This window comes from Claveliimonas monacensis, assembly GCF_014982975.1.
Taxonomy (GTDB): domain Bacteria; phylum Bacillota; class Clostridia; order Lachnospirales; family Lachnospiraceae; genus Claveliimonas; species Claveliimonas monacensis.
Genome location: NZ_JADCKL010000005.1, coordinates 149,671 through 173,836 on the forward strand (window position 1 = coordinate 149,671; position 24,166 = coordinate 173,836).

Sequence of the window (24,166 nt, forward strand, 5' to 3'; positions counted from 1 at the left end):
ACCACCTCCCGTCTCGGCTGAATCTGAGTTTGTTTCTGGTAATTGTCCGGCGAAACGCCTGATTAAAAAATAGAATAAATGATAAAACAAGAATAGCAGAACTGCTTTTCTATACGTACAAAGTTAACATAGCATTTCAGAAAATGCAAGATAAAAATAAATTTATCTATATTTTTATAGCTGTATCTGGCGGCACAGCTATAAGAAGAGCATCCAGCCGCCCCGGCACTAAATCCCCAGCTCTTCAAACAGTGCGCGGAACTTTTCTGCATCCTGCATGGTGTGTTTCCATCCGTACCGTTTCCTGTCCACCTGCCATCCCTCTCGTGTCCACAAAACTTCCACGCCCTCTCCGGCCAGAAGATTTTTCTGCATGTCAAATGTGTCAAAGGCCGCCGCTCCGCTCAAAAGCCCCCTGCTGTTGACCACTCTGTGGGCAGGGACCTCTTCTCCCAGCCTTCCCTTGTTGAGCGCATACCCTACCTGCCTTGCATTTTTCGGCTTCCCGCACAGCAGGGCGATCTGTCCGTAGGAGGCCACTGTCCCCCGGGGAATGGCCCCGCACACAATGCCAGCTCTCTGATAAAAATCCACCTTTTCTACTCCTTTATAAATACATATTCTTCCGGTCCGGACAATTCCTCCCTGAATCGGTATCCCAGATGGTCAAATCCTTTTGCGTCCTCCGGATCCGCGGCGCCTGTCTGCGCCAGATAGCGGACCATTTCTCCTCTGGCCATCTTGGCCAGCGTGCCCTTCTGCCGCACCTTCCCGTCTGTCAGTTCCCCAAAGACGCAGGTCACAAACCTGTCGCCCGGAACCCGATATTTTTCTACACATCTGGAGTACTCTTTGGATGCCAGATTGAGAATGGTCCCGTCCCCCTCTGCCACTGCCCGGTAAATCCTGTCTCCCCAGAATTCATACAAATCCCTGGTTCCGGCAACCGTCGCCTTTGCCTGCATTTCCAAACGGTAGGGCGTGACACCATCCAGTGGGCGCACCACTCCGTAAAATCCCGAGAGGATACGAAGATGCTCCTGAATGTAAGAGATCTCCCTCTCCTCAAACACTGCCGGTGCCATATACTGGTACTGGATGCCCTCGTAGGAGAGGATGGCCGGTGTCAGTCCTCTCTCCAGATCCATATCCTGGAACCTTCGGAAGTTCTCCTTCGCAATGGCGTCACTGCACTTCCAAAGCTCCTTGGCCTCCTGATATGTCAATTTCTGTATCCAGTCCGCCAGCTGCCTGGCCTCCGCAAGAAAAACCGGAAGTTCCCGGCAAGGATACAGGTCTGGCTCACTTTTCATCTTCTTGGCCGGTGAAATAATGATCTTCATATTCGCTTTCTCCTATCCTGTTCTTCTCAGTCTTCTGCCCAATCTGCCATCTGCTCCGCCGGGCAGTTCGCTGACTGCAGGGACAGCAGCCATTCAACGCCCTCAGCCACACCGTCTTCATCATTGGAGCTGGTGACATGGTCCGCCGCCTGCAGGCATCCCTGTGATCCGTTGGCAACTGCGATCCCTATCCCCGCAAAGGCAAGCATGCCCCTGTCGTTGTCCCCATCGCCGAAAGCCGCGGACTCTGCCTGCTCCAGCCCAAGGTATTCCATCAGAAACCGAAGGGCTGAATCCTTGCCTGCATCTTTGTAGGAAATCTCCAGAAGCTGCGGCACAGAGGAAGTCACATAGATATCCGGCACCTCCTTCTCCAGAAGCTGCCACAGTCTGCGTTTTTTCTCCTCGCCCTTCACTACCACATCCAGACAATCCAACTTCCCCGCCGCTCCGCCAGTCCGGATAAACGTCTCCATGTCCTCCACCGGCTCCCGTGTCCTGCGTATATAATCAATAGCCGCCGGCATAGCTCCGAACCGCACCGGATCTTCCACATAGGCGCTTTGGGCGTAGGCTTTCCCGTCTATGAACGCCTCATAGGCCACCTGCTCATCCTCCATGAGAAGGAGGATCTTCTCCACCGACTCTTCTGTCAGCACAAATTTACGCAGATACGTTCCTGTATGTACATCCACCACTGCTGTTCCGTTGGAAGTGATAACATAGCGGACTTCGGGGATTCGCAGGATCTCCCCGGGCAGGGAGTCAAAAGAACGCCCACTGGCAGGGATCACACAGATGCCGCTTTGGGCCGCCCGCACAAGAGCCCGCCTTGTCCTTTCACTCAGTACACCTTGGCTGTTCAGCGTAGTGCCGTCCAGATCCAGGGCAATGCTTGTGATCTTCATGTTCTGGTCTCCTCCTGTTCTGTCTGCTGATGTCCGTGCTTTGCTGCTCAGATAAATTTATCATACCTTTTCTGCCCGATGTATGCAACAAAATCACAGATCTTCCTGCAACACCCGCATCATCTGCATACCTTCCGTATATTCTTCTCATCTGCATCCGGGTACAGCTCTCTGACCCGGTCCATGATCCTCTGCCCTGACTTCTCCGGCGCTTCCCTATAGGCCGCAGATACGATCTCATATCCCCACAGCGTCTCCGGTCTGACATAGACGGACGCAGCCATCCCGTAAGTCTGACCTTTGCGGTTCCTCTTCTGCCGAAAGTCTCTGGTTACCAGATAGGTCTGCATCTGCAGCTCTGTCACTATGCCACTGAAGTTCTTTTCCCCTCCTTTTCCAAATCCGGCATCCTTTTTCAGCTCATAGGACGCATACGTCTCCCCCTCATCAAAAAGATCCATGATCTTCTTACTTCGGTATCCGGCCAGGCCGTCCTCCCACCTGGCATCAAAGTCATAGCCATCCCGCCTGTAATTAGCGAAATACGGAAGCCATTTCAGGGAGATAAATCCCGCCTTTTTGTTGAAAAATTTCCCGTAGGCCACTTTCTCACTCCTGGCGATCATAGCTCTCCACTCCCAGGGATCCTGCTCCGGATCCCCTGTCCACCAGAAAAGCGGCGAGGTCTTCTCCTCCACCGAAAATCCATCCACCTCATTTTTAAAAAGGGGCAGAAATCCAACCTGCTCTACATAGTCTGTCAATTCTCTCCAGGACCGGATGCGCTCCCGGCTGTCCCAGTCCATTCCGTGAAGAATCCACTCTCCGTTTTCCACCGCCATGGTCATCATCTCCTCTGCAGCGATCTCGTTTTCAATCTATTTCTTCCACTTCCCCCAAGGCCCTGAGGAACTGCTTTCGCCCGTAGCTTACAAACTCCACCTCGATCATCATCTCGTCCCCGCCCACAATGACCCCTTCTCCGTATTTCCGATGGCGGGCTCTCCTTATCTTCCTTACCTCCGGATCAGTTTCTTCCCCATAGGACTTCTCCGGGCAGTGTTCCTCTTTGCAGGGCTTCTGCTCTTGCTGTCTTCTTCTCATTCCGGCCGCCACCTCTCTTCTTAGTTCCTGCAGGCTGGCTCTCTTCTCCTCCTGACTGCGCAGTTCTCTCCAGTCCAGAAGATGCTCCGGGATCATCCGCAGATAGGGACTGTATCCCTCCAGAACTCCAGGTTCTCCCGGGTTCGTGTAGTAGGACAGTTCCAGGTGATTCCTGGCTCTTGTGATCCCCACAAAGAAAAGCCGTCTCTCCTCTTCCTCCTGCTCAAAGTTCTGGCACCGCAGGGGGATCAGTCCCTGATTCATACCGATCAGAAACACCGTGTCAAACTCCAGTCCCTTGGAGGCATGGAGGGTCATCAGCCGGACGCCATCCCCTTCTTTTTCGTCTCCCTTTAGAAATTCCAGGCCATAGAGCATAGAGCTGTCCAGGAAACGGCGCAGATTCTCCATAAAGGTCCCATCCCTTCCCTGGCAGAACCGGAAGATATGCTCCAGAAGTCTCATCACTTCCTCCGCATCCCTTTCGCAATCGGCGGAAGTTGGGTGCAGCTGTTCCCTGAGGTCAAAGTAGTCAAACAGCCACTGGGGGCAGACCTGTCCCGGCAATTCTTCCACCGCCCCGGCAAACCCGGTCATCCGGTCCAGAAGAGGGGAAACTTCTTTCTCCCGCCCCTCCACAATGGCAGCCGCTTTTTTCAGACTGATCTTTCTTCCATACCTCCGGTCCGCCAGCACCTGTATCCCTGTCTGGCTGTCAGCGGGATTGACGGAAAACTTAAGGATCTTTACCAGATAGTCAAGCACCGGCACATCTCCCAGGGTCCTTTTCAGCGACAGACTGCAGGGAATACCCGCTCTTTGAAAGACCTTCTCAAGAACTTCGGCCTGTCTCTGGAGGCGGTAAAAGACGGCTATCTCCCTGTAGTCCAGGCCATCTGCGTGGAGCTTTTCTATCCGATCAGCCAGATACTCCGCCTCCTGGAAAGGATCGTAGTGGTTGCGCACGGCAATCCTTTCCTGTGTCCTTCGCGCACCCTCGATCTTTCCTCCGAACTGCAGAAAACGGTTGGCCGCCTCCAGGATGGACGCATTAGAACGGTAGTTCACCGGAAGGGAGAGTTCTTTTGCCTGAAATCTGTGTTTGAGCAGGAAGAACATATTCTCCGTCGTGCCCCGCCAGCTGTAGATCACCTGGTTCGGATCCCCCACCGCAAAGAGCCGCGACCGGCGCTCTCCCTCTCTGTCCGTTCCAAGTGCCTCCAGAAAGTCCAGCTGCAGGACGTCACTGTCCTGCACTTCATCCACAATGATCCACTCCGGGCAGTTGTCTTCTCTGCGCAGAAGAGCCGTGCTGACCTGGATCAGATCCGAAAAAGTCATCTTGTTCTGCCGCTTTTTCTCCTGTTCAAGCAGGGGAAAAAGCTGAAACAGATCGTCTCCGTATCTCGATGTCTTCCCCTGCTGCCAGGAGGTGCGCTCCTGCTCCAGCCGCTTTTTCAGCCTGTTTTTGTACTTGATCTTCAGTCCTCTCTGTGCTGCAAGACCCAGGGCCAGCTCCGTCTCTTCATCCGGGTCCATGACAGAAAAATCTCCTGTCCATCCTTCCCTCTCCAGAGGAAGGCAATTTTTCAGGAGAAAAAGCGCCACGCTGTGAAATGTCCCGAAACGGGCTGTCTCTTCCTCTGTGACTGAGGGTTCCCGCTCCAAAAGTCTCTGAATGATCTCGCCTGCCGCCTTGTTTGTGAACGTAAGTACCACCATATTCTCCAGGGGAACCTTTTTTTCAAAATGCAGATAAAGGATCTTCTCAATAAGTACTGTCGTCTTTCCGCTGCCTACATTGGCATTGACCACACAGGCAGGGCTCTCATCCAGCACTGCCTCCCTCTGGTACGCGTTTAACTGGTGTGTACGGATCTTACAGAACCTCTCTTTTTGTTTCTCACGAAAGTCGGTCATCGTATCTGCGCCTCAGCTTTCCCTTTGTCTTTTCCACTCGCTCCCCGTCTTCCTCCACGCGGAATTCCACCCCCATATCTGCCGGGCAGGATACGTAGCGGCGCAGGGTGCTTTCCAACCAACGCCGGTTGTCCGGATCATCCATCCACGTCCCGTAAAAGCGGCTTCCCAGCGTCAGGATCAGGCAGTGTCCTTCTACCTCCACTTTCTGGATCACACCCAGGAACGCGCCGCCTCTCTCTTTGCTTCTCACTACTGTGTCGCAGAAAGCTGGCCACTGATCCGCCAGGTTGAAAAAGGAGAATGCTTTCTCTAAAGCAGGCGCTTCCACCCCGGCCTTTTTGCCATGAAAATCCGGCGGCGCAGTCTGCTCTCTTAAATTTTCCAACCCCCACAGGACCATTTTCTTGTCCAGACTGTAATCCCCCACGCAGGCAGGACATCCATCCTCACAGGCACATCCTCCCACCATCCGAACAGCGGCGTCCACGATCTGGGGCACCAGGTCATAGATCTTCTCCGAGTACCCAAGCCCTCCCTCATATTTGTCGTAAATATAGAGACAGACTTCCTCTCCTGTCCTGCCATTTGGAATGAGGGCATTGTTGGATACGATCACATCAATGTCATCCCGCTCTGTCATGGTCACCATCATAGCCGCATTCTTTATAGCCCAGGCCATTCCCTCAAAATGATTGTTCAGTGTCAGCTCTCCGTTCCTTGCAGGCGCTAAAAGGCTGCGGTAGGTCCACACCACATTCTCCGGGATCGTGATCCAGGTACTTTCTGTGTCGTAGTCTTTCTGCAGGGGGACTGTCAGAGAAGTATAGCCCAGGTTCTGGTGGTTGTGAAACTGGAGCTTTTTGTACATGGAGACCACTTCATTTACATTGATGTCCCCAAAACAAATATGGCTCCTCTCAAAGTCCTCCTCCTGGAACACCTGCAGGATCCTTGTCTCCTGGGTTCCCCCAGGCACAGTGTAATAATTGCCCTCAAAGGGCACTGCCTCCGCTGTCCGGCTTACAAGATCCAGCTTCAGCACCTCGTAGAGCTCCCCGTCGTGCATGTAGACCGCCCCCGGATGGAGCTCGTGGTAGGCCTGGGACTCATCCATCTCGGTGATCTCACGCATGGTCCCGCTTCCCTCCTCGCAAAGAAGCAGTTTAAACCGGGTCTTATCCATGTTCCTCAGACTGTAATCCCCTGCCGGAAAAGCAGATCCTGACCAGGCAAACCGGCCTGACAGGGCGCGGACCTCCTCTGCATTCAGGAGCACAGGTATCACCTCACCCAGATCCGGAAAAAGGGCTGCATCGTCCAGAGAGAGGGGCAGCTCTGCCGCAGCTGCCCGGATATGCGACAGCTGGATCAGCAGATTATCCGGGTCTACGATCGCATTCTCGCTGCCTCCGGCAAAAAGCCAGTCCGGGTCAACGGCAATGTACTGATCAAAAGGCTGGTTTTCCAGGATCAGATAATTCACACACTTCTCTCCGTTTCTTCCGGCCCGCCCGGTCTGCTGCCAGAAGGAAGCACGTGTCCCCGGGTATCCCACGATCACTGTGGAGTCCAGCTTTCCGATATCAATTCCCAGCTCCAGCGCATTGGTAGACACAAGACCAAGCAGTTCCCCATTGGTCATCTTCCCCTCGATCTGCCTTCTCTCCTGTGGGGTATATCCCCCTCTGTATCCGGCGATCCGGGAGCTGTCCGCCCCGGCCAGAAATCCGGCCTCATCCAGTCTGTCCCTGGCCTCCTTTAAAATAACTTCCACATTTCTCCTGCTTTTCCCAAAGGCAATAAAATGATGCTCCTCCTCCGCAAGAATAGGGATCAATTCTGCTGCCACAGAGGACGCCGACTGCCTGCCATACTCCTTATCATTGCTGCCCTTAATGCGGGGAGGCTGAAGGATCCGGTACTCCTTTTCCGGAGCCGGCGCTCCGTCTCTGCTGACCAGAGCAAAGGACACGCCGCAGATCTTCCGTGCCAGCTCCACCGGGTTTGCAATGGTGGCGGAGCTGCACAGAAACTGGGGCTGGGACCCATAGTATCCGCAGACTCGCTTCATCCTGCGGAAAATATTGGCAAGGTGAGCTCCAAAGGCTCCCCGATAGCTGTGAAGTTCATCGATCACCACATATTTCAGATTGGCAAAAATAAAATCAAATCCGTATTTACTGTGGTTGGGCAGAAAAGCTCCATTGAGCATCTCCGGGTTAGTGAGGATAATGTTCGCATTCTTGCGTATCCTGCTCCTCTCTGCAGGCATGGTATCCCCGTCATACACTCCCGCCGAGATCCGTCCCTCCCCGAAATACTCCAGTACCGGGCGCAGTGCCCGGTACTGGTCGCTTGCCAGAGCCTTTGTGGGATAGACAAAAATAGCCCTCGTCAGAGGGTCCTTAAGGATCGCCTGCAGCACAGGCAGAAGAAAGCTCAAAGTCTTACCGCTGGCCGTGGATGTCGTGATCACCACATTCTCTCCACTGGCCGCCTTCTCGAACATCTCTGCCTGGTGGATATAGAGACGGGAAATGCCCTGCTTTTCCAGATAGGAGCCGATTTCCGGAAGGAGGTCTCCGGGGAAATCCGCATACTCCCCCGCCCGCGCCGGAACTGTCTTTGTATAGATTGTCAGGTCTTCGCTTGTCTGTTCTCGCACTGTAGCCACCTCCTTTTTCGAACATGTGTTTGTTTAAGTATCATAACATATTGTGTCGCCGGATACAATCCTCAATATATCTTAATATATCTTTTTTATCTCGCCGCTGATCCCGTACTGCTCCCGGAATTCTTTCAAGTCCGCCTCATTTCGTATAAGACAGATATCTGTAAATTTTCCGGTGGCAGTTTCCTGAAAGCCGGCTACCTGCTCGCCAGTGCAGATACTGCAGCGTATGGCTGGAATGTGTGTGGCCGGGTCGTAAGCTGACGTACTTTTCTTTTTTCTGTGAAACATATCTTCCTCCTAAAATCCGGCCCTTCCAAGCTCATCCATCATAGCGGATCTGCGCCTGTACTTTTGTTTCCATTCGTCTGCAATCTTCCGGGCAATGTCCTCTCCGTTCGGATATTTCCCTATCTCTTTTAAATATGTCATAATCTCCTTATACATTTTCCTGTAGGATGCCCTTCCGCCTGACTCTGCACATAGCTGATATACATCTCCCCTACTTGCTCCGAAAAATATTCCTTCAGTACCTTTTCATACTGATCTAGACGAGTAATCCAACCTTCTTTTTGTATTGCTTCCAGGAGTCTGCTCCAGACATTTCTCCCGGTATTCGTTCCATTCCTGTTCGGTACATACATTTTTTAGTCTCAGAAGACATTTCAGACAGCGTTTATCTCTATCCAGTTCTTTTTCCAGACGCACAAGCAGCATCGGATTCCTGTAGCCGTATTTTGTCAGAAGAGTATTGCAAAAAGGGGATCCTGACGCGCCAGGGCTATAACCTCCTGTATCTCATCCTCTTTTTTATTTTTACTTTGCTTTGCCGGACAGGTCACTCCTTCTACATCTTTCGGAAGCACGGTCTTTCACATTGCCCCCTTCCATCGCATAGAGCCAATCACAGTACATTTCTGCGATTTCATCCCCATCCAGCTCACTCTCTGCCTCATAGTCCTCTGTTCCCGACACAGTGGCCTGATAGCCTGTGGGCGTTGTGGTGAGAGACTGTACCGCTCTGTCTTCATAATAGTTTCATTGGTGTTCTCCGTTTAATATTTTCCCTTCATCCTCAACATATATATTAATATTTTTTAGTGCTGTTGCCAGTACTGTCAGCAAGTTCTCTATAGCATCATAGTAGAATTCCAAATCCGAAATTTTCATATCGTATAAATGGCCTTCATGGACAATTTTATTACGCCTATCCATAATTTCATCCAAAACAGATTCATCAATATCTTTAAATGTTAAAAGACATCGTAGTCTGCCAAGAACCTTTGATGGCCTCCCCGATAAAATTTTATTGGCAAAGCGTTCGCTCATAAGAGCTATATACTCTTCCTTTGTCTGACAGTTAATAAAATCTTTTAAGTTAAAACCTAACGTCTTTTCATAATCCGGATAAATTTTCAATATTTTTAAAAGTCTTTGTGGTTCATCGTTAATCAGACATTTCACGGTGTCTTGAATCACAAACTCATATCTGGTAAAAAGGAAAACGATAAATTGATTCTTTATCAGTTTCACTGCGTCGGCAAAATCGTTCAAGTAAAAATCAATCATTACTTGAGACATTATATCATGTCCTTCCCCGTTTTCATTCCCCCATATCACATCTCTGCTTTTCAGATAATCGATTTGTACACTCTGATCCGATGCAAATTCCAAAAAATTTTTGAATTGATAAAATCCGAAAAATTGCGTTGACCACAAAGTTGTAAAATCATATGTTGCCTTGTTTTTTTCATTTTGTGCTTTTTCAAACATTTTACTTTCCTTATCCCTTTATCCAGAATATAGTGTTTAATTGCTGTTGATCACGCAAACAAGATCAGTATAATCATTGTACCATTATTAAAATCAATTAACAAGAAACCCACATTCTGTCATCTATCCACAGTATAACAGAAAGTGAGTTTCATAAATTTCTTATAGACCTATTCCAACCGTCTCGCCGGAGCTATTCATCCTCTACTTCTTCCTCACCGGAAAATACACCTCCGTCTCCCACTCCTCCGGGGAAAGGGTGTCAAACTGGGTCCTGAGATAGAGCTCAAAGGGCTCCCCCGCCATCTCATAGCCGTTCTCCATGATCCAGGAGACCACCGCCCCGTAGGCCTCCGAGAGGGTGGAGTAGCTGCCCCTGTGGAGCGTCATGGCGCACAGGCGGGGCTCCATCACCTCATCCGCCTTGTCCTTCTCTTTTATTCCGATAAAGAGCTCAATGTCCGAAGATTCCCGGTCAAACTCCTTATCGTAGTACCTGGATCCGTTTATTCCGGTGGGGGTGACCCGCTCCTTTGGCACCCTCTCAAAGAGGGGGCTGTAGTACTTCCCGAATTCATCCACGCTCATCATGGCCCGGTTTGTCAGCACATTCATGGCCGGCGAGTCTTTCACTTCGATCCTGTAGCCTTTCTGGTATGTCATCATGTCACCTGTCCTTTCAAATACAGAAATATGCGTCTGGAGCTCGTTCAGGATGATGGCTCTCTCCTGCTGCTCCTGCTTGAGTCTCTCTTTCTGCTGCCGCAGCCTGACCAGCATTTCTCTATCATCCGAAAGGGTGAGGAGCTTTTGGATTTCATCCAGCGAAAAGCCGTAGCGTTTCAGGCGCTGGATATAGTTCATGGCATCGATCTGCTCCGTTTCATAGTAGCGGTACCCCGTCAGGGCGTCCACCTTTGCAGGCGCCAGAAGTCCGATCCTGTCATAGTGGTGCAGCGTCTTGACGCTCACCTGGCATATTCTTGAAAATTCACCGATCTGAAGCATGTTCCTCTTCCCCTTTCTGCTGGCATTGATCCGGATCTGATGACAGTGTATCCCCTGCCCCAGGAGGAGGGTCAACCCTTTTTTGAAATCTTTTCTTTTTTCTTTCAAAGGCTCCTTTCAAGGCCTTAGTCTACATTACAGTTCCCTTAAGCCGCCTCTCAAAGGCAGCTACCAGTTCTCCCTCGTTCTCATATCCGCCCACCAGCAGAAAGCTCCTCTTTCCTCTCTTTTTGTTCGGATATTCTACCTGACATATCACACGCCAGCCATTTCCCGCCATCCGCATCTTCTCCACTGACAGGATCTGTGTCTCCACCCCGGTAAGACTTGGCCTCTGCCGCATATACCTCTCCAGGATATGGCTTGTCTTCATATTTTTCTTTGCCTTCTGCATCTGAAAGAGCATCTGGACAAATCCGATCGCCCCCCTCTGGCAGCCGACAAATTTTCGGATGTCCACTGCAAAGAGCCTGCCCTCGTCATCCTGGCAGAACACCGTGCAGTACTGATGGACTTTCCGGCCGATCTTTCTTGCCAGAAAGACGGTCAGAGCCGCTCCCCCGATGCAGGCCGCAAGAGAGACTTCGGCTACAGGTCCGCCAAGGATCAAAGCCATCAGGGTAACCCCGCAGGGCAGCGCAATGGCCGCAACAGCCAGTCCGATCACGGACAGCGTAATACCCGCCGCAAAATGATCCTTCTCTCCCACCTGCTCTTCCATCCATATCCTCATAATTCCTGCTCCTTTCTCTCCTGCTCCAGCCTGCTTTGCTTTACATGTTTCCAGACTCCCGCTTACTCTGCTGCCCGGATCCGCTCCACGATGCTGCCGCCCCGCATCAGGATCTTCTGTCCCTCTCTTTTTTTCCTGTCCTCTTTTTGCATCTTGTCTCCCCTCTTTCCACTCCTTCTTCAGAAATCTTACAGTTCCCTGATATCCCTTAAAAGGGTCTCCACTTCCTCCTCTTTTGTGCTCCAGCTTGTGCAGAAACGGACACAGAAACGGCCGTCCTCCGTCCAGAACTGGTTTTCGAATATATGGTTCTTTGCCAGCTTTTCTTTCTGCTCTTCTGTCAGCAGGACAAACTGCTGGTTAGTCGGGCTCTCGATATAAGACGGTATGCCTTTCTCGGCAAAAGCCTGCCGGATCTGCATGGCATAGCGGTCCGCCTGCTCTGTGATCGCAAAATATGTGCCGTCTTTGAACAGAGTGTAGAACTGAAGTCCCAGCACCCAGCCTTTTGCCAGCAGTCCCCCATTCTGCTTCATATAATTGCGGAAATGATCCTTCAGCTCCTCATTTACGATCACCACAGCCTCTCCCATCATGGCACCGCATTTTGTGCCGCCGATGTAGAAAATGTCCGCTGCCGCCGCAATATCCGCCAAAGTCACGTCATTTCCCTCCGCGCCCAGGCCGTAACCCATCCTGGCGCCGTCCACCATCAGATAAAGTCCGTACTCCCGGCAGACCCAGCTGATCCCGGAGAGCTCTTCCTTTGTGTAGATGGTGCCGTACTCAGACGGGAAGGACAGGAATACCATCTTAGGCTGCGTCACGTGTTCCGGGACATCGCTTGTCCGGTAGCTCTCCGCCTCCTTCTCCACAGCTGCCGCCGTAATCTTTCCGTCCACTCCCGGAACCACGTGGATCTTGTGGCCTGTGTTCTCCACCGCGCCGGTCTCGTGAACCTGGATATGTCCTGAGTCAGCACAGATGATCCCCTGGTAAGGGCGGAGCGCAGCGGCGATCATTGTGTAGTTCACCTGGGTTCCTCCCAGCATAAAATGTATGTCCGCATCCACACCTCCCAGGTGCTTCCGGATCTCCCCGGCCGCCTTCCGGCACCACTCGTCCAGCCCATAGCCTTCATAGCTGCTGTCATTTGTATCTGCAAATGCCTGCAGGATAGCCGGGTGAGCTCCATGATTATAATCGTTGTTCCATCTGATCATTTTTTCGCCTCCCATTTCCAATCTATCCTCTATTTTATATAATATAACTCCCTCCCGCAATCCGAAAATTTTCCGTCTATCATTTCCACGGTGTTTATGCTATCGTAAAGGCGTAAAAGAAAAATCATGCCGGTATCTCCCGGCATTTTAGAAAGGAATGGTACATTTATGGAACGTGATATCAGATCCATCATCAGCCAGATGACTCTGGAGGAAAAAGCCGGCATGTGCTCCGGCAAAGATTTCTGGCACCTGAAGGGAGTGGAGCGCCTGGGCATCCCGGAAGTTATGGTCAGCGACGGCCCCCACGGCCTCCGCAAACAGAACGAGAAAGCTGACCATCTTGGGGCAAACGAGAGCATTAAAGCTGTCTGCTTTCCAACAGCCTGCGCCACGGCCTGCTCCTTTGACCGGGATCTATTAAAAGAGTTGGGGGAAGCCCTGGGAGATGAGTGCCAGGCCGAGGATGTGTCAGTCATCCTTGGTCCCGCAGTCAACATCAAGCGCTCTCCCCTGTGCGGACGGAATTTTGAATACTTTTCTGAAGACCCCTATCTGGCCGCCCAGATGGCAGCCGCCCATATCCAGGGCGTACAGTCCAAAAACGTGGGCACCTCCATCAAACATTTTGCTGCCAACAACCAGGAGTACCGCCGCCTGTCCTGCTCCTCCGAGATAGATGAGCGGACGCTCCGGGAAATCTACCTGGCCGCATTCGAGGCACCGATCAAGGAGGGAAAGCCGGACACAGTCATGTGCTCCTACAATAAGATCAACGGCACCTTTGCCTCTGAGAACCACTGGCTCCTGACAGAAGTTCTGCGGGACGAGTGGGGCTTTGGTGGCTATGTCATGTCCGACTGGGGAGCCGTCAATGACAGAATAGAAGGCCTGAAAGCCGGTCTGGATCTGGAGATGCCCGCCAGCGGCGGACATACAGACGCGGAGATCGTGGCCGCCGTCAAGGCAGGCACGCTGGATGAGTCCGTCCTGGATACCGCTGTGGAGCGCATTTTAAGGATCATCTTTAAATTCGCAGACCGCCGCATGCCCGGAAACTTTGACAAAGAAAGGCATAACCAGCTTGCCGCGAAGATCGCAGAAGAGTCCATGGTCCTCCTCAAGAACGACGGCATTCTTCCCCTTCCCAAAGAGGGAAAGAAGATCGCCTTTATCGGCAAATTTGCCGCAAAGCCCAGGTTCCAGGGCGGCGGCAGCTCCCACATCAATTCCTGCAAGATCACAAGTGCGCTGGATGCCGTGAAGCAGACCCCTACGATCACCTCTTCTGTCACCTATGCCCAGGGGTATGATGTGGCGGAGGACCAGACAGATCCGAACCTTCTGGCAGAGGCAGTGCAGACTGCTTCTGAAGCGGACATCGCCGTCATTTTCGCCGGCCTTCCCGACGCGTTTGAGTCCGAGGGATACGACCGCACCCATATGAAGATGCCGGAATCTCAGAACGAGCTGATCAGAGAAATCCTCAAGGTACAGAAAAACACGGTGGTTGTCCTCCACAATGGCTCTCCCGTGGAAATGCCCTGGGCCGATGACGTAAACGCCATCCTGGAGTCCTACCTCTGCGGCCAGGCAGTAGGGGCCGCCCAGGTCCGTCTCCTCTTCGGCCTGGCCAATCCCTGCGGAAAACTGGCGGAGACCATTCCCCTGAAGCTGCAGGACAATCCCTCCTACCTGAACTTCCCCGGAGACGGGCAGAAAGTGGAGTACAAAGAAGGGGTATTCGTGGGATACCGGTACTACGACACAAAAGCGATGGACGTTCGCTTCCCCTTTGGCCACGGTCTCTCCTACACCACCTTCCAGTACAGCGACATGCAGCTCTCCTGCGACCAGCTGGCAGACGACGACACACTGACTGTGTCTCTCAAAGTGAAGAATACGGGGAACATGGCCGGAAAAGAGATCGTGCAGCTCTATGTGGCAGACCAGACCAAAGCCGCGAATCGGCCGGAGAAGGAACTGAAAAATTTTGTCAAAGTCTACCTGGAACCAGGACAGGAAAAGGCCGTGACCATGACGCTGGACAAGCGCAGTTTTGCCTGGTATAACACACAGATCCACGACTGGTACGCTGCTTCCGGCGACTACCAGATCCTGGCGGCCGCCTCCTCCAGAGACATCCGCCTTTCCAAGACCGTCCGCCTTTCCACAGACACAAAACTGCCTTTCCACATCCACCGGAATACTACCGTGGCAGAGCTCCTGGCCGATCCCAGGACAGCCCCGGTCATCCGCTCTATGATGGAGGATCTGGCCTCCGATATGATCGGGGGAGGAGACAACTCCTCAGAGGCCGCCTCTGAGGCCATCACCCCGGAAATGACGCTGAAAATGCTGGAGAACTCTCCGCTGCGCTCCTTCAAGAGCTTTTCCGGTCTGTCCGAGAATGAGCTGACAGCCCTGATTGAAAAGCTCCAGGCTGCAGCCGGATCGGATAACTAGTTCACCGTTATTCACACAGAGGAGCAGTCTCTCAGAGGCTGCTCCGATTTTGTCCGAAAATTTTATGTTTTATATACAAATTAAAAATTTTATATTTTTTATCCATCATATAAATCTGTTATCTTTTAAATAATTTTACTTTTTTCTGATTTTTATATTGACATTTTCTCTTTTACGGTGTATGATAAAACCATCAAAAGAAAAGGAGGACGGACCACCGAAAACTGAATCTTAAATCCAATTTTTAACGAAACTAACGAAAGAGGTAAAGACCAATGGGAACGTAATTTAAAACAAAAAAATTCACTATTTGAGATAATAGTTTCAAATAGATATCAAGTAAATAAGGAGGTAAATTCCAATGGATGGAATAAGCTGAAAATCCACTGTACCTTTAAAATCAAAAAGATACAGTGGATTTTTTTACATCTGTTTTCTGACTATCCTGTAATCGTCCCCGTTGCGGTAGTAAGGACAGGCGTAGTGACTGTCCGATATAAAGCGGATATACTCATCCTCGTCCATGTCCACATCGCAGACATAGGCGCCGTTTCCTTTTTCTTCACTTTATCCACTCCTGATCTGCCGGCTCCTTCTCAGTTAGCCAGCATCTCCTCCTTTTTCGCAAGGATAGCCTCCACAGCCGCGCAGGCCGGGCAGTCGCAGTATTTCGCTCCGGCAGCCTTGATCTGTCTTGCATGCTCTGCCACACCACCGGCGGCGTCTCCGAAAACCTTGACTCCCATATCAGACTCCGCAAAGGCGATGAGCCCCTCCAGCGGCATGATATCCTCTTCCAGCTCAGCGATGTATTTCTTTGTCTCTTCTGCTTCCGCTGCTGTTCCCAACGCATCAAGCCATGCCTGGGCTGCTTCTTTTGCCTCTTTGCTGCAGGAGGCTGCCTCCATCAGCTCGTGAGTTTTCTCTACAACATAGTCTTTCACTTCTGCGTTCATATGAAACACCTTCCCTTTCTTTATTTCTGTCTTTATCTTATCACAACAGCACTGATTTACAAGAGGCCAGTCTTGCCCGTCGGCATGATTATAAGCACTTATTATAAAAGCTAATAAAAGAATACGTGAAAATTAGAGCAAATTATAATTTTTGTGTTATAATCTGTTTAGCATGATATCCCAAGGCCGGATGCAGCCGCAGCGTGCAGGGATATCCAAGCGCCGCAAAAAGACGCAGCACCATCAACAGGTCATAGAAATGAGGTATACGATATGAAGCCAATCAAAGAAGGAAAAGTACGCGAGATCTACGACAACGGCGACAGCCTGATCATGGTCGCAACAGACCGCATCAGCTGCTTTGACGTGATCCTGAAAAATGAAGTGACAAAGAAGGGGACTGTGCTGACACAGATGTCCAAATTCTGGTTTGACATGACACAGGACATCCTGCCCAACCACATGATCTCCACAGATGTAAAAGATATGCCGGAATTTTTCCAACAGCCAAAATTTGACGGCAACAGCATGATGTGCCGCAAGCTGGAGATGCTCCCCATCGAGTGCATTGTCCGTGGCTACATCACAGGAAGCGGCTGGGCCAGCTATCAGAAAGACGGCACTGTGTGCGGTATCAAACTGCCGGAGGGCTTAAAAGAGTCTGACAAACTTCCGGAGCCTATCTACACACCGTCCACAAAAGCGGAGATTGGCGACCACGATGAAAACATCTCCTACGAGCAGAGCATCGCTCATCTGGAGAAATATTTCCCGGGAAAAGGCGAGGAGTATGCAGCCCGCCTTCGCGACTACACCATTGCCCTCTACAAAAAGTGCGCTGATTACGCTCTGACAAAGGGGATCATCATCGCAGACACCAAATTCGAGTTCGGTCTGGATGAAAACGGCAATATCGTCCTGGGCGATGAGATGCTGACACCGGACAGCTCCCGCTTCTGGCCGGCTGAAGGGTATGAACCGGGACACGGACAGCCCTCCTTTGACAAGCAGTTTGCCCGCGACTGGCTGAAGGCCAACCCGGACAACGACTGGACACTGCCGGAGGACATTGTACAGAAGACCATTGACAAATATCTGCAGGCATACGAGATGCTGACAGGCGAAAAGCTTTAGAAAAAACGGATGGCTCTAAGGAGAGTCATCCGTTTTTCCTTTTTCTGCTGACTGTAACCTCGTCACAGAAAAATTTTTATTTTTGTCTTACAATACAGTTACAACAAAAGCAGAAAGGGTGATCGATATGCATTTTAAACTGGACAAACGTCTGACAGACCATATGAAAGAAAAGGGCCACAGCCACATCCTGATCAGCCCCCACGTGTGCTCCACATGAGGCGGCCCGATGTTAAATATATCAGCAAGGTTTGTTGATCAGGACGAGGCAGCTGCCTTAAAAGAAAATGGTTTTCAAAGCTTTTCCCACGATTTCGGAGACATCTTCATCTACAAGACGCCTCTGAAATACAGCGAGACAGTTCAGCTGGGCCTGTCCCGCTTCTTTAAACGGATCACAGTAGACGGGATCTACTCCACGTAATTATCTTCTTTCTTGCGTAAGCCTCTGGATCGTCTCCTCCACAGTCAGATTGATCTGCCCGGCGATCTGACTGCTGATAATAAATCCTTTGGAAGTTCCGTGTGTTTTTTCTCTCACCTTTTTGGCCCCTGGAATGTATTCTCCTTGCAGGACCACTCCGGTATACAGCCCGTACAGTGCCTCCCTCGGAAGAATATAAAACTCTTCCTCCGTTCCGATCAGAAAGTATTTTGTCTCGTCCGGCTTCAATATCCCGCTGTCTACCCACACACCTTCCCTGGTCATTCTCTCCTGGTACTCTATATAGACATTCCCTGTCTCGCGCAGCTTCCTGTCACACTTGATCTCTATACCTGCCTTTGTCTCCCCCTGGGAGTACTGCTGCTGTTTTCCATAATAGAGACCGATGTCATATCCTCTCTGTCTGAAACAGTAGTCTATGTACACCTCAAATCTGTGGGATGTCTCCAGCTGGTTCAGATAATAATCCGTCTTTTTGCGGTCCGCCCATATGACAGGTTTCTCGTACTCCCATATTCTCTCGTGATATCTGGCCCGCCAGACGTCCAGCTCCTTCTTCATCCGCTCCGTGATCCTGAAGATCTCCTCTCTCCTGCTTTGATTGGACGGGGCATTATAGGCGTTGATCAGCTCCTCCGTAATGCGGAAAGATCGATAGTCCTTCTCCGGGTCTACATAGATATGGAAATAGTACCACAGCACAATATGGTCCTCACACGTCAGCCGCTTCTCATAATCAATAAACTCTACCACACGACCACCCCTGCTTCTGCCGTTTACTTTGTATATTTCTGCACGATCTCCTGCATGCGCTCAAACTGCTGTTCCATCTCGTCCACCAGGCGGAACTGGGTCCTGGCCCGGATCAGGTTGTGCTCCGGATAATCCGTCTTAAAATACGTGTCTCCCTGGAGATAATCTGTCAGGAAGCGGATACCGCACTCCAGCGTCATCAGACGCGCGCCCCACGGAAGACTTCCAATCTCAGCCTCTGTCAGGACATCTTTCGTCTCCTCCAGATATCCCTTCACATACAGCTCATAGAGAGAAATGTCAAAATGCATAAGATCCAGGTTTGGCTCGTCCTCCTCTGCGGTGGCAGCGCCAAAGCGGATGGAATCTCCGAAATCATTTGCCGCAAGTCCGGGCATGATGGTATCCAGATCAATGATGCACAGCCCTTTCCCCGTCTTCTCATCAAAGAGGATGTTGTTCAGCTTTGTGTCATTGTGGGTCACCCGGAGAGGAAGGATCCCCTCATCCTGCTGATGCACCAGCACGCCGCAGTCCTTCTCTCTGGCCAGCACAAAGTCGATCTCAGGCCGGCAGGAGTCCGCCCGGTTTTTCAGATCCCTCTTCAGCGCAACCTGGAATGCCTCGAACCGCCTGATCGTATTGTGGAAATCCGGAATGGTCTCGTTCAGCTTCGATGCCGGATAATCACTGAGCTGCTTCAGGAAATGCCCGAAGCTGCTGCCGGACTGGTAGAACTGCTCCGGCTCCTCCACAAGCTGGTAGCAGACAGAGTCCGGAATAAAGTTGTAGCATCTCCAGGGCTCCCCCTCGCTGTCCTCAAAATAATTGCAGCCGCTCTTTGTCTTGATATAGGAGAGGGTCTCTCTGTCCGGATCTCCGCCCTCCCTGCGGATCACATTCCGCAGATACTCTGTCACGCCGAAGATATTGTCCATAACTCCCGCAGGATCTTTAAATACATTGCTGTTCACTCTCTGCAGGACATAGGCCAGCTCGTCTCCGCCCTCCCCGGGCATGTACACAGCGTAGGTCTCATTGATATGACCGGCGCCAAAAGGCTTTACATAGCTGCAGCGGTTTCCAAACCCAAAAGCGTAGATGGCGTCCTCCAGGTTCCTGTCCTCCACGCCGTCAATCTTCCGTCTTGTGGAGAAGATCACTTCCCCGGCTTCCACTTTCACTTTGGGGGCAATGCTGCAGTTGGCTTTTACCACACTGCCAAGTCCGATATGGGCCCCGCAGCCGATATGGGAGTCGTGATCCACGACCGCACCGCTGTTGATGAGTACGCCGTGTTCCACTATCGTGTGCGTATTGACAACAGCCCTCTGCATAATAAAGCTGCCATTTCCAATAGATGCACTTGGGCTCACCACTGCCGACGGATGGATGATGGCCGGCACATGGTACCCTGCCTCCATCAGCTTTTCCGTCCAGTGGAGACGCATATTGTTATCCCCCAGGGCTGCCACAGCCGTGTCGTACTGCTGCAGAAAGCTCTCATAATCACAGCATTTTCCCACTACGTCCGGGCCTTTCACCGCATCGTCGAGAAAGACCGCTTTCTCATATCCCAGGAGCCGGGCTGTCTCCTGGATCATATGGCCGAAGCCGCCGGCTCCCAATATCAGTAAACTTTTCATAACTTTCTCCACAGAGGAATGAATCTGGACATCCTCTGTTTCCTTTCTTCTTATTGTCGGATAAACCCTATTATATCATATCCCGACAAAAAGGAGAACATATTCAGCAAACATACAAAATCAATCCTTCCTGGCGTATCCTGCCAGGATCTCCTGAAAGTCTTCCCTCTCTCTGAGAAATTGATACTGGTCATCCCTTTCTATCGCCATCAGGAGCGCTTCTGCTATCTGCTTTCCGAAATCCGGATCCATCTCCTTTGTGGCTATATGGGTAAACAGGATCGACTTCTCCATCTCCGACCGCCTGGACAGAGAGTCCAGCATCTCCCGCAGGATCTCCACACATCGGTCCGCGTCCTTTTCCTCCATGGCCACCGTAAATTCCAGCGCCAGCCCGCTGTAATCCCACCTGTAAATCTCCATCACCTTCCGGCTGTAGCCTGCGATCTCCCAGGCCCGCTCCCGTTCTCCCTAGAAATCTCAGCCACCTCGTTCATATACTGCGCGATCTCCTCACGGGTCGGGTCTTCGTGAAAGCACATCAGCGTGTTCAGGTCTGTCTTTAAAAGCCGGGCCAGGGCGGGGACGAGAGAGAGTTCCGGGTATGTGGCGCCGCTCTCCCACTTATTGACAGCAGGAGCCGACACGCCCAGATACTCCGCCATCTGCTCCTGGGTAAGATCAAGCTCCTTGCGTTTTCTGCGTATCACATCTTTCATCTGCATAACAGACTGTTCCTCCTCATTCTTTATTCTGAAGGCCTTCGTTACTGTTATTGTAGCAGATGGGAATTCCTGTGTATATTGAGCAGTCATTAAGTTTCAGGAAGTTTTTTTAACCGGCAGTTACGTTTTTTCCCTCCTACAGCATGCAGGTCATCTCATGCCAGCTCTCTCCGCCCCAGGAGGATTGGGACATACCCTGGTCTTTAAATCCCATCTTCTCGTACATCCCTACTTTCTCCTCCAGGCAGGTGAGAACGAGCATACTGCGGCCCCGCTCCCGCTCCTGCTGCGCATACTTTTCCATCAGCGCAGAAGCCAGCCCCTGCCCGCGGTACTGGGGCAGCACTCCTAAGCTGAGGATCATGACATTGGCCCCTTCCGGGTCGTGCAGGCCTGTCTGCCTGAAGAACGCGTCCCGCAGACTGGTCTCATCTGTCACCAGCCCGTTCAGATACCCTGCGATCTTCCCGCTCTTTCTGTCTGCCGCCACCAAAAACTGCTCTCCTGCCAGGGCCGCTCTTTCCTCCACGATCTCCCTCTTCCCTGCTTCATTGGGCGGAAAGCATATCCTTTCCGCTTCCGCCGCCTCCGCCGCCTCTTCCGGCCGGATCAGGCGGATCTCAAACCCCCCCTCTTCTCTTCCACTATCTATATCATGCATCTTCTGTTCTTCCTCCCTGTTTCAGTCTGTACTGGATGTCCTCCTCTAAAGGCAGCTCATATGCAAGGAGCCCGCTTCCATCCATATCTTCCGCTCTCATATCCACGGCCTGTATCCTGTGGTTGTCGTAGGTCTTAAAATAGTACACGCCGGTGCGGGCATTGACACAGCAGGAGTAGGTGGTGATATCCTCCCGACCTTCCTCAGTCAGTACCATCCCCCGAACCATCGCCACGCTGTCAAGAATGTGAAAAAACTGGGACACATTTGCCTTCTCCTCCCGCCTGGCTCTGGAGTTCCACTTTACAAAAGCGGCCCGCACAAACCGGGACGCCGGCGACGCATCTCCCGGAAGGCCGACAGCCCCCATTCCCTGGCCAAAGGGCTTCATATCTGTCCCCTCTCCAAAGCGATTCTCCGGAGCCTTCGCAGTCAGGTTCAGATACTGCTGCATGTTCATAAGATGGAAGGGAAAAGGCGGGTTGTTTGTCAGCACGCCAAAAGGATTTTCGTAGAGCTTAAGCCCCTCCTCCACCGGCTCCGCCACCAGGGCGCCGGTCTTGTCTGCCAGCATAAAATGCAGAGGCGCCAGGGGAACGTCCGCTGCGAATGGTATCCCCACAAGGTCTGCCTGTTCCAGGTACATGCGGGCCTCTCTGACTGTGGCACAGCATCCCAGTATCCAGGGGATCACCTCATAGGGTGTGACCTGGTACTTCTTTTTACCCTCCAACGGATAGAACGCATTGCCCGGAAAATTGAGCCCTGCCATGCCAAGCCCCTTCTCATTGACCGCCTCGGCGTACATAGGATATCCCCCCATCACCGACGCCATGCCGATCATACTGTAATGGCAATCCATCGCTGCCTCTTTTTTGAATGTCAGAGGATAATTTCTCGGTGTGATGACCACCCTCTCTCCAAAAGAATACTCCAGATCCAGATTCCTCCCAAAATAAAAGTCACCGTTCTCGTACGTGATGCAGGTGCACACGCCCGCCGCCTCCTTTCCCTGTCTCTTGTTTGCCAGTATCCGACTTAATATCCGGCTCCTGCGTCCGGGCTGTTTTTCACAATTTTCACCAGCCTGCTCGTGCCCAGCCGCTCTGCCCCGAGACGGATAAATTCTTCCGCGTCCTCAAAAGAGGAAATGCCTCCGGCTGCTTTTACTTTCACATTTTTTCCGACGTGGGTCCGCATCAGCTCCACATCTGCAGCGGTTGCACCTGCAGTGGAAAATCCGGTGGATGTCTTAATGTATTCTGCCCCGGCTTTTGTGACGATCTCACACATCTTGATCTTTTCTTCTTCCGTCAGAAGACAGGTCTCGATAATGACTTTCAGTATCCTTCCGCCGCAGGCCTCGTGGATCTGGCGGATCTCCTCTTCAATCTTATCATACTTTTTGTCTTTCAGGTGGCCGATGTTGATGACCATATCGATCTCGGAAGCGCCGTTTTCCACAGCGTCTTCTGTCTCAAATACTTTGACCTTTGTTGTGCTGTAGCCGTTTGGAAATCCGATGACTGTACAGATCGGAAGTTTTCCCTCCACATAGTCTGCCGCCTGTTTCACATAGGATGCCGGAATGCAGGCGGATGCTGTCCCGTATTTCATGGCATCATCCAGGATCTGGCGGATCTCCTCCCAGGTTGCGCTCTGCGTCAGAAGCGTGTGATCTACATATTTTAAAATCTCTTTCTTTTCCATTCTAAATTCCTTTCCATTTCTTTTCCAGTGTATCCTTGACCTCCGGGTCAAAGGCCGTCTCTGCCGCGTTTCGGAGCAATGTAAAGATCAGTTCATCGTTCCGCCCGTACTGTTCGTAGACCTTCGTCAGTTCTTTTGTCATGCTGGTGCCGCTGACTGTCCGGTTGTCCGTGTTGATGCTGACCTTGATCCCCGCGTCCAGAAACGAAAGCAGCGGGTAGTCCTTCCAGCCTGCTGCCGCCTTGGTCTGGAAGTTGCTGGTGGGACACATCTCCACACCGATCCCCTTTTCTGCGTATACCTTCATCAGCTCCGGATCTTTGCGCAGCGCAATGCCGTGTCCGATCCGCTTTGCCCCCAGCTCGCAGGCCTCGCGGACGTTTTCCAGATTGCCGGTCTCCCCGGAATGAATGACAAAGGGCATGTCCAGCCTTTTGGCTTCCCGAAAGACCTCACGGAAACCGGCTGTCGGGAAGGCGGACTCATCGCCTGCCAGATCCAGGGCGCAGATACCGCAGCCCAGGTATTCTCTCGCGCACCTGAGCATAGCCAGATTCTGTTCCAGGCTGTGGTTTCTCATAGCGCACACGATTATGCCATACTGCAAACCAAAATCCTCTTTTGCACGCTCCATCCCCCTGCGCACCGCTTCGATCACCTTTGCGCAGCTCAGGTCTGCGTGGACGGAGAGCATCGGCGCAAACCGGACTTCTATATACTCTACCCGCTCTTTTGCGGTCTCCTCTGCAAATGTATAGGCGCCCTCTTCCAGCCCCTCCTCATCCTGCAGGCATTCCAGAGGCAGGTCAAATTTCTCCAGGTACTCTGTCAGGTTTGGGCAATCCTCCGCAACAGTCAGTTCTTCTTTTATAACACTTCGCCCCAGATGGCGCTGGATCATGGATTTTGTCAGCGATCCATCCAGATGGCAGTGCAGCTCCAGTTTGGGAATTGTCTTGATATCCATATGCTCACGCCTTTCTT

The 24,166-nt window shown here is 51.7% G+C and carries 25 protein-coding genes and 1 pseudogene; 3 read left to right on the plus strand and 23 right to left on the minus strand.

All coding sequences use genetic code 11. The features are described from left to right. Positions 1 to 228 precede the first annotated feature (228 nt). The 13 genes from INF30_RS08675 to INF30_RS08730 form a co-directional block, all read right to left on the minus strand. Positions 229 to 594: an MGMT family protein gene (locus INF30_RS08675; protein ID WP_226394905.1), complete on the minus strand. Its 366-nt coding sequence runs from the start codon at positions 592 to 594 to the stop codon at positions 229 to 231. Between the two features lie 5 nt (positions 595 to 599). After that, a complete protein-coding gene (gene yaaA / locus INF30_RS08680; protein WP_076779258.1) occupies positions 600 to 1,343 on the minus strand; it encodes a peroxide stress protein YaaA in 744 nt (247 codons plus the stop codon). Positions 1,344 to 1,369: 26 nt separating this feature from the next. Further along, the gene (locus INF30_RS08685; protein WP_226394906.1) at positions 1,370 to 2,251 is read right to left on the minus strand and encodes a Cof-type HAD-IIB family hydrolase; all 882 of its coding nucleotides are present in this window, start codon (positions 2,249 to 2,251) and stop codon (positions 1,370 to 1,372) included. 119 nt (positions 2,252 to 2,370) lie between these two features. Then, positions 2,371 to 3,093 (minus strand): AlkZ-related protein, encoded by a 723-nt coding sequence (locus INF30_RS08690; protein WP_226394907.1) that lies wholly within the window; start codon positions 3,091 to 3,093, stop codon positions 2,371 to 2,373. A 31-nt stretch (positions 3,094 to 3,124) separates the two neighbouring features. Then, the gene (locus INF30_RS08695; protein WP_226394908.1) at positions 3,125 to 5,275 is read right to left on the minus strand and encodes an ATP-dependent helicase; all 2,151 of its coding nucleotides are present in this window, start codon (positions 5,273 to 5,275) and stop codon (positions 3,125 to 3,127) included. Beyond that, positions 5,259 to 7,952 (minus strand): DEAD/DEAH box helicase, encoded by a 2,694-nt coding sequence (locus tag INF30_RS08700; RefSeq protein ID WP_456298486.1) that lies wholly within the window; start codon positions 7,950 to 7,952, stop codon positions 5,259 to 5,261. The genes INF30_RS08695 and INF30_RS08700 overlap by 17 nt, the downstream gene beginning before the upstream one ends. Positions 7,953 to 8,024: 72 nt before the next feature. Then, the gene (locus tag INF30_RS08705; protein ID WP_076779266.1) at positions 8,025 to 8,240 is read right to left on the minus strand and encodes an aspartate dehydrogenase; all 216 of its coding nucleotides are present in this window, start codon (positions 8,238 to 8,240) and stop codon (positions 8,025 to 8,027) included. 9 nt (positions 8,241 to 8,249) lie between these two features. Beyond that, positions 8,250 to 8,381: a hypothetical protein gene (locus INF30_RS14640; RefSeq protein WP_264176886.1), complete on the minus strand. Its 132-nt coding sequence runs from the start codon at positions 8,379 to 8,381 to the stop codon at positions 8,250 to 8,252. A 384-nt stretch (positions 8,382 to 8,765) separates the two neighbouring features. Beyond that, on the minus strand, positions 8,766 to 8,924 hold the full coding sequence (locus tag INF30_RS08710) for a hypothetical protein (protein WP_226394910.1): 159 nt from the start codon (positions 8,922 to 8,924) through the stop codon (positions 8,766 to 8,768). Between the two features lie 63 nt (positions 8,925 to 8,987). Continuing rightward, entirely contained in the window at positions 8,988 to 9,722 is a 735-nt protein-coding gene (locus tag INF30_RS08715) for a HEPN domain-containing protein (protein WP_226394911.1), read from the minus strand. Between the two features lie 204 nt (positions 9,723 to 9,926). After that, complete coding sequence (locus INF30_RS08720; protein WP_311136014.1) at positions 9,927 to 10,838, minus strand: MerR family transcriptional regulator; 912 nt, start codon at positions 10,836 to 10,838, stop codon at positions 9,927 to 9,929. 22 nt (positions 10,839 to 10,860) lie between these two features. Next, positions 10,861 to 11,463 (minus strand): hypothetical protein, encoded by a 603-nt coding sequence (locus INF30_RS08725; RefSeq protein WP_226394912.1) that lies wholly within the window; start codon positions 11,461 to 11,463, stop codon positions 10,861 to 10,863. 188 nt (positions 11,464 to 11,651) lie between these two features. Beyond that, positions 11,652 to 12,686 carry a threonine aldolase family protein gene (locus INF30_RS08730; protein ID WP_226394913.1) on the minus strand — a complete coding sequence of 345 codons (1,035 nt, stop codon included), beginning with the start codon at positions 12,684 to 12,686 and terminating at the stop codon, positions 11,652 to 11,654. A gap of 168 nt (positions 12,687 to 12,854) precedes the next feature. On the opposite strand from INF30_RS08730, the gene INF30_RS08735 reads away from it, so the two are divergent. Then, positions 12,855 to 15,152, plus strand: a complete 2,298-nt coding sequence (locus tag INF30_RS08735) for a glycoside hydrolase family 3 C-terminal domain-containing protein (RefSeq protein WP_226394914.1) — start codon at positions 12,855 to 12,857, stop codon at positions 15,150 to 15,152. A gap of 423 nt (positions 15,153 to 15,575) precedes the next feature. On the opposite strand, the pseudogene INF30_RS14855 reads toward INF30_RS08735, so the two are convergent. Both INF30_RS14855 and INF30_RS08745 read right to left on the minus strand, forming a co-directional pair. Then, positions 15,576 to 15,698, minus strand: a pseudogene (locus tag INF30_RS14855) (DUF6472 family protein); the annotation flags it as partial. 50 nt (positions 15,699 to 15,748) lie between these two features. Continuing rightward, positions 15,749 to 16,108 (minus strand): molecular chaperone Hsp90, encoded by a 360-nt coding sequence (locus INF30_RS08745; RefSeq protein WP_076779288.1) that lies wholly within the window; start codon positions 16,106 to 16,108, stop codon positions 15,749 to 15,751. A gap of 213 nt (positions 16,109 to 16,321) precedes the next feature. On the opposite strand from INF30_RS08745, the gene INF30_RS08750 reads away from it, so the two are divergent. Continuing rightward, positions 16,322 to 17,242, plus strand: a complete 921-nt coding sequence (locus INF30_RS08750; RefSeq protein ID WP_226394933.1) for a phosphoribosylaminoimidazolesuccinocarboxamide synthase — start codon at positions 16,322 to 16,324, stop codon at positions 17,240 to 17,242. Between the two features lie 229 nt (positions 17,243 to 17,471). Next, the gene (locus INF30_RS08755) at positions 17,472 to 17,666 is read left to right on the plus strand and encodes a hypothetical protein (RefSeq protein ID WP_226394915.1); all 195 of its coding nucleotides are present in this window, start codon (positions 17,472 to 17,474) and stop codon (positions 17,664 to 17,666) included. Here the strand turns inward: INF30_RS08755 and INF30_RS08760 are convergent, their stop codons facing one another. The 8 genes from INF30_RS08760 to add all read right to left on the minus strand — a co-directional run bounded on the left by INF30_RS08760 (position 17,667) and on the right by add (position 24,149). Beyond that, positions 17,667 to 18,440 carry a hypothetical protein gene (locus tag INF30_RS08760; RefSeq protein ID WP_226394916.1) on the minus strand — a complete coding sequence of 258 codons (774 nt, stop codon included), beginning with the start codon at positions 18,438 to 18,440 and terminating at the stop codon, positions 17,667 to 17,669. It abuts the gene before it with no gap. A 23-nt stretch (positions 18,441 to 18,463) separates the two neighbouring features. Continuing rightward, complete coding sequence (locus INF30_RS08765) at positions 18,464 to 20,086, minus strand: phosphotransferase (protein WP_076779296.1); 1,623 nt, start codon at positions 20,084 to 20,086, stop codon at positions 18,464 to 18,466. Between the two features lie 120 nt (positions 20,087 to 20,206). Beyond that, positions 20,207 to 20,509, minus strand: a complete 303-nt coding sequence (locus tag INF30_RS08770) for a hypothetical protein (RefSeq protein WP_226394917.1) — start codon at positions 20,507 to 20,509, stop codon at positions 20,207 to 20,209. Then, the gene (locus tag INF30_RS08775; RefSeq protein ID WP_226394918.1) at positions 20,509 to 20,811 is read right to left on the minus strand and encodes a helix-turn-helix transcriptional regulator; all 303 of its coding nucleotides are present in this window, start codon (positions 20,809 to 20,811) and stop codon (positions 20,509 to 20,511) included. The genes INF30_RS08770 and INF30_RS08775 overlap by 1 nt, the downstream gene beginning before the upstream one ends. Before the next feature lie 136 nt (positions 20,812 to 20,947). After that, positions 20,948 to 21,472, minus strand: coding sequence for a GNAT family N-acetyltransferase (locus INF30_RS08780; protein ID WP_226394919.1), 525 nt, complete (start codon positions 21,470 to 21,472; stop codon positions 20,948 to 20,950). Beyond that, a complete protein-coding gene (gene bsh, locus INF30_RS08785) occupies positions 21,465 to 22,466 on the minus strand; it encodes a choloylglycine hydrolase (protein WP_226394920.1) in 1,002 nt (333 codons plus the stop codon). The genes INF30_RS08780 and bsh overlap by 8 nt, the downstream gene beginning before the upstream one ends. Before the next feature lie 44 nt (positions 22,467 to 22,510). Beyond that, positions 22,511 to 23,182: a deoxyribose-phosphate aldolase gene (gene deoC / locus INF30_RS08790; protein ID WP_226394921.1), complete on the minus strand. Its 672-nt coding sequence runs from the start codon at positions 23,180 to 23,182 to the stop codon at positions 22,511 to 22,513. Between the two features lies 1 nt (position 23,183). Then, the gene (gene add / locus INF30_RS08795; RefSeq protein ID WP_226394922.1) at positions 23,184 to 24,149 is read right to left on the minus strand and encodes an adenosine deaminase; all 966 of its coding nucleotides are present in this window, start codon (positions 24,147 to 24,149) and stop codon (positions 23,184 to 23,186) included. Positions 24,150 to 24,166 lie beyond the last annotated feature (17 nt).

What these genes read in the sequence shown, in the direction of transcription:
- INF30_RS08725 (WP_226394912.1), bottom strand. Translation starts at nt 11,463, where the DNA reads ATGAGGATATGGATGGAAGAGCAGGTGGGAGAGAAGGATCATTTTGCG.
- INF30_RS14640 (WP_264176886.1), bottom strand. Translation starts at nt 8,381, where the DNA reads ATGACATATTTAAAAGAGATAGGGAAATATCCGAACGGAGAGGACATT.
- INF30_RS08685 (WP_226394906.1), bottom strand. Translation starts at nt 2,251, where the DNA reads ATGAAGATCACAAGCATTGCCCTGGATCTGGACGGCACTACGCTGAAC.
- INF30_RS08775 (WP_226394918.1), bottom strand. Translation starts at nt 20,811, where the DNA reads ATGCAGATGAAAGATGTGATACGCAGAAAACGCAAGGAGCTTGATCTT.
- deoC (WP_226394921.1), bottom strand. Translation starts at nt 23,182, where the DNA reads ATGGAAAAGAAAGAGATTTTAAAATATGTAGATCACACGCTTCTGACG.
- yaaA (WP_076779258.1), bottom strand. Translation starts at nt 1,343, where the DNA reads ATGAAGATCATTATTTCACCGGCCAAGAAGATGAAAAGTGAGCCAGAC.
- INF30_RS08735 (WP_226394914.1), top strand. Translation starts at nt 12,855, where the DNA reads ATGGAACGTGATATCAGATCCATCATCAGCCAGATGACTCTGGAGGAA.
- INF30_RS08715 (WP_226394911.1), bottom strand. Translation starts at nt 9,722, where the DNA reads ATGTTTGAAAAAGCACAAAATGAAAAAAACAAGGCAACATATGATTTT.
- add (WP_226394922.1), bottom strand. Translation starts at nt 24,149, where the DNA reads ATGGATATCAAGACAATTCCCAAACTGGAGCTGCACTGCCATCTGGAT.
- INF30_RS08705 (WP_076779266.1), bottom strand. Translation starts at nt 8,240, where the DNA reads ATGTTTCACAGAAAAAAGAAAAGTACGTCAGCTTACGACCCGGCCACA.
- INF30_RS08745 (WP_076779288.1), bottom strand. Translation starts at nt 16,108, where the DNA reads ATGAACGCAGAAGTGAAAGACTATGTTGTAGAGAAAACTCACGAGCTG.
- INF30_RS08690 (WP_226394907.1), bottom strand. Translation starts at nt 3,093, where the DNA reads ATGGCGGTGGAAAACGGAGAGTGGATTCTTCACGGAATGGACTGGGAC.
- INF30_RS08695 (WP_226394908.1), bottom strand. Translation starts at nt 5,275, where the DNA reads ATGACCGACTTTCGTGAGAAACAAAAAGAGAGGTTCTGTAAGATCCGT.
- INF30_RS08730 (WP_226394913.1), bottom strand. Translation starts at nt 12,686, where the DNA reads ATGATCAGATGGAACAACGATTATAATCATGGAGCTCACCCGGCTATC.
- INF30_RS08780 (WP_226394919.1), bottom strand. Translation starts at nt 21,472, where the DNA reads ATGCATGATATAGATAGTGGAAGAGAAGAGGGGGGGTTTGAGATCCGC.
- INF30_RS08770 (WP_226394917.1), bottom strand. Translation starts at nt 20,509, where the DNA reads ATGGAGATTTACAGGTGGGATTACAGCGGGCTGGCGCTGGAATTTACG.
- INF30_RS08755 (WP_226394915.1), top strand. Translation starts at nt 17,472, where the DNA reads ATGTTAAATATATCAGCAAGGTTTGTTGATCAGGACGAGGCAGCTGCC.
- INF30_RS08765 (WP_076779296.1), bottom strand. Translation starts at nt 20,086, where the DNA reads ATGAAAAGTTTACTGATATTGGGAGCCGGCGGCTTCGGCCATATGATC.